The following is a 4,257-nucleotide window of genomic DNA, read 5'->3' on the forward strand; positions in this document are numbered from 1 at the left end:
CCTGTTGCTGAGTCAATGCACATCGAAAATCCGTGTACAACAGAAAATCGGTGAATCCAGTGTTTTGAGCGCGAAAAACCCAGGATTGGCGCCAATCCTGGGTCTCGCATGTAGCCGGAACTGTCGAACGCCTGCGCAGAGTCAGCAGGGTCAGCAGTTGAACCGCAGTTCACTGCTAACCCTGCTAACTCTGCGTGAGACTTTGCTGTTTTCTGGATGTGGTGTGCACGATTGCTAATCTCCTATTATACAATGGCTTACGCGCCATATCGCCCCGAACAGGACTATTAGCGAATGAGACAAATGACGCCGGGAGGAGGTGCCGCACCGTGGGACAGACGTGTCTCTATTACGGCGGGATAGGTACGGCCAACATCCGTCGCCGGATACACGATTCGTTTCCCATGAAAACGGTTACACCCTGCGGGGTTTTCAATCTTTGGTGAAGGCCACTTTCGGCCAGCCGTGGCACATGTGGCCCCGGTTGTGAATCAGGACGAGGCCGCCGGGCACGAAGGCGCCGACGCAGGATCCAGGGCCCGGAACGGTCCGAAGCAGCATTCATATCCCACTCACCGGCTCTATTCGGACTTGGAGCCTGAAGCAAATAGATCTCCCGTCTCATGCGGGCCTGAATGCCCGCGATCAAGGAATCTCGACGGCCGGCCCATGGCCGTTCCCGGTGTGCGGGCGGAGGGCCCCCGACCCGCGCAGGTCCCGCGGAGATGCCGCGGACCATCTCTCTCTCTCATCAACACCCAGGAGCAAACGGAAATGCAGAAGCTGAAGCTGGAGCTGGACGAGCTCGAGGTGACCTCCTTCGAGGCCGAGGAGGCCGAGAAGCCCCAGCTCGACGGCGTGCACGGCAACACCACCGTGGACGCCTGCTTCCCCACCATCGTGCGGCCGCGCACCTGCGACTGCTGACGGCTCGGCGTCCCGCGGAACCTCCGCGGGACGCCTTCCTCTCGACCAACCACCAGGAGTGACTGGAATGCAGAAGATGAAGCTGGAGCTGGACGAGCTCGAGGTGACGTCCTTCGAGGCCGAGGAGGGCGAGAAGCCCCAGCTCGACGGTGTTCACGGCAACACCACCGTGGACGCCTGCTTCCCCACCATCGTGCGGCCGCGCACGTGCGACTGCTGACGGTTCGCCGCCCCGCCACTTCGTCCGGCGGGGCGGTTTTCGGGCGCGCGGCCGGCGTGCTGCCGCCCGCCGAGGTTCCCGCCGTGATCCCGTCCTTCGCGCCGCCCGCTTGGGTGGCCGGGGCGACGGGACGCGGCATTCGCGTCGCCATCATCGACAGCGGGTGGGACCGGGAGATCGGCGACGCCCGCGTCCTCCCCGGCGCCGGGATCGCGCGCGAGGACGGGAGGATCCGCGTCACCGACGACGATCGCGACCGCAACGGGCACGGCACCGCCGCGGCGCACCAGGTGCTGGCCCTCGCCCCGGAGGCGCGCGTGGTCCCCATCCGCGTGTTCGGCGAGACGCTGGAGACGTCGCCCGGCGCGATCGTGGCGGCGCTGGACCAGGCCCTGGAGCTGCGCGCGGACGTGATCAACCTGAGCCTGGGCACCACGCGCGAGGATGCGGTGCGTCCCCTTTACGCCGCCTGCGAGCGCGCGCGCCGCGCCGGCGCCATCGTCGTCGCGGCGGGAGACAACTTCGGCGAGCGCTCCTTCCCCGCCGCGTTCGACCACGTCATCGGCGTGGCGATGGGCGTCTTCGCATCACCCTACGAATACCGCTGGCGCGCGGACGACGCGCTGGAGATCGAGGCGTGGGGCGTCCGCCAGCCCGTCGTCACCCTGGGCGGTCGGATCGTGCTTAGCACCGGCACCAGCGTGGCCGCGCCCAACGTCACCGGCATCGTCGCCCTGCTGCGGCAGCTCCACCCCGGCGCGACGATCGAGCGCATCCGCGAGCTCCTCGCTGCGCACGCGATCGCGTGATCGCAATCTCCTGCCGTTTCTCTTCCTGAAAATTCATCGCGTATCGCCGGACTGCGTGCGGGTCGATGATAGATCCTTCGCCCTGCAGCGATCTGTGTGGACGCTGATTTCGGTCTGGCCGGGCTCAGGATGACGTCGGGCGGTTTCGACGCATCAATCAACTGATCGGCTTGGTTGTCGGCTGCGGCTCGGACTGGGCACTGGGCACTGGGCACTGGTCTCACATCACTCCTTCCAGACCATGCGCCGGCCGATGGCGCTCTTCAGGACGAGGGTGAGGAGGGCGAGCATCGTCAGCAGCGAGGCCACGGCGAAGGCGGCGGCGGACTGGTACTCGTTGTAGAGGATCTCCACGTGCAGGGGGATGGTGGCCGTCAGGCCGCGGATCTTCCCCGAGACGACGGAGACCGCGCCGAACTCGCCCATGGCGCGCGCGTTCAGCACGATCACCCCGTACAGCAGCCCCCAGCGCAGGTTGGGGAGCGTCACCAGCCGGAAGGTCTGCCACCCGTTGGCGCCCAGGACGAGGCTGGCTTCCTCCTCCTCGCTCCCCTGCGCCTGCATCAGCGGGATCAGCTCGCGCGCCACGAATGGGAAGGTGACGAAGAGCGTGGCCAGCACGATCCCCGGCACGGCGAAGATGATGCGGACGTCGTGCGCGTCGAGCCACGGTCCCAGCCAGCCGTTCAGCCCGAAGAGCAGGACGAAGACGAGGCCGGAGACGACGGGCGACACGGCGAACGGCAGGTCGATGAGCGTCACCAGCACGCTCTTGCCGCGGAACTCGAAGCGGGCGATGGCCCACGCCGCCGCCACCCCGAACACCAGGTTCAGCGGCACCGCGATGGCGGCGATCAGCAGCGTCAGCTTCACCGCCGCCAGCGCGTCGGGGTCGCGGATGGCGGCCAGGTACGCCGCGCCGCCGGCCTTGAGCGCGCCCGCGAACACCGCCACCAGCGGCAGCACCAGGAACACCCCCACGAACGCCAGCGCCAGCGCGATCAGCGTAACCCGCACCCACGCCGGCTCCGTCGCCGCGCGCGACGCCGGCGCGGAGGCGGGATGGACTGCCGAAATGCCTCCAATGAACATCGATCCTCCAGACAGAAGAAATGGTTCTCTCACAGAGGGCACGGAGGTCACGGAGAACTCATCTCCATGCATCTTTTCCTCTGTGACCTCCGTGCCCTCTGTGAGAGACCTTCAGTTCACTCGTTCGCCCCGAGCCGCCGGCGGTTGGTCCACCACTGGAGCGCGTTGACGAGCAGGAGCAGGGCGAACGACAGCAGCAGCATCACGGTGGCGATGGCGGTGGCGCCGGCGTAGTCGTACTGCTCCAGCTTGGTGACGATGAGCAGCGGCGCGATCTCCGTGCGCATGGGCAGGTTGCCGGAGATGAACACCACCGACCCGTACTCCCCCGCCCCGCGCGCGAACGCCAGCGCGAAGCCCGTCAGCAGCGCCGGCACCAGCTCGGGCATCACCACCGCGCGCACGCTCTGCCACCGGCTGGCGCCCAGGCACGCCGCGGCTTCCTCCCGCTCGGGGCCCATGTCCTCGAGCACCGGCTGGACGGTGCGCACCACGAAGGGGAGGCCGATGAACACCAGCGCCACCACGATCCCCAACCGCGTGAAGGCGACGTCGATCCCCAGCGACTGCAGCGGCTTCCCCAGCCAGCCGTTCCTGGCGAACAACGCCGTGAGCGTGATCCCCGCCACCGCGGTCGGGAGCGCGAAGGGGAGGTCGACCAGCGCGTCGATCAGCCTACGGCCGGGAAAGCGGTAGCGCACCAGCACCCACGCGAGCAGGCAGCCGAACGCCACGTTGGCCAGCGCCGCCACGAACGCCGCGCCGAAGCTGACGGTGTACGCCGCCACCACGCGCGGCTCGGTGACGGTGGACCAGAAGCGCTCCCACGTCATCGTCGCGGAGCGGAGGAACAGCCCCGCGAGCGGGATCAGCACCAGCAGCCCCAGCCAGGTGAGCGTCACCCCCATCGACAGGCCGAAGCCCGGGAGCACCCCCCGCCGCCGCCGGCCCATCACCATCGTCGCCATCGCTTGCTCCACTCCAGGGGGAAAGTGTCCAGTGCCAAGTGCCCAGTGCCCAGGACTGCGGCGGCCAGCATGGGTGCGTCGCGGCCGGCCGGCGTGCGGCCGCGGTTATAGATCGGTAGTGACTCCCTTTGACATGGACGAATCGAACAGATAGCTTCTCGCGCCTGGGTTTCGCTGGCTTCCCCAAGCCTGGAGAGGGAGATGGCGCGCCAACGCACGAAGCAGAGTGAGCCGTGCCCGC

Annotated in this window: 5 protein-coding genes; 3 read left to right on the forward strand and 2 right to left on the reverse strand. The window is 67.7% G+C overall.

What is annotated here, in order from left to right; genetic code table 11:
* Positions 1–774 precede the first annotated feature (774 nt).
* The 3 genes from VF092_23230 (at position 775) to VF092_23240 (ending at position 1,956) form a co-directional block, all read left to right on the forward strand.
* On the forward strand, positions 775–927 hold the full coding sequence (locus tag VF092_23230) for a hypothetical protein (protein ID HEX6750226.1): 153 nt from the start codon (positions 775–777) through the stop codon (positions 925–927).
* Positions 928–994: 67 nt separating this feature from the next.
* The gene (locus tag VF092_23235; GenBank protein ID HEX6750227.1) at positions 995–1,147 is read left to right on the forward strand and encodes a hypothetical protein; all 153 of its coding nucleotides are present in this window, start codon (positions 995–997) and stop codon (positions 1,145–1,147) included.
* On the forward strand, positions 1,135–1,956 hold the full coding sequence (locus VF092_23240; protein ID HEX6750228.1) for a S8 family serine peptidase: 822 nt from the start codon (positions 1,135–1,137) through the stop codon (positions 1,954–1,956). Before VF092_23235 ends, VF092_23240 begins: the two co-directional genes overlap by 13 nt.
* 225 nt (positions 1,957–2,181) lie before the next feature.
* Here VF092_23240 and cysW read toward each other — a convergent pair whose 3' ends face one another.
* Together cysW and cysT are read right to left on the reverse strand one after the other, a co-directional pair.
* Positions 2,182–3,048, reverse strand: a complete 867-nt coding sequence (gene cysW / locus VF092_23245; GenBank protein ID HEX6750229.1) for a sulfate ABC transporter permease subunit CysW — start codon at positions 3,046–3,048, stop codon at positions 2,182–2,184.
* A 116-nt stretch (positions 3,049–3,164) separates the two neighbouring features.
* Positions 3,165–4,016 carry a sulfate ABC transporter permease subunit CysT gene (gene cysT, locus VF092_23250; protein HEX6750230.1) on the reverse strand — a complete coding sequence of 284 codons (852 nt, stop codon included), beginning with the start codon at positions 4,014–4,016 and terminating at the stop codon, positions 3,165–3,167.
* Positions 4,017–4,257 lie beyond the last annotated feature (241 nt).

The sequence above is a fragment of the Longimicrobium sp. genome (genome assembly GCA_036377595.1).
Lineage (GTDB): Bacteria > Gemmatimonadota > Gemmatimonadetes > Longimicrobiales > Longimicrobiaceae > Longimicrobium.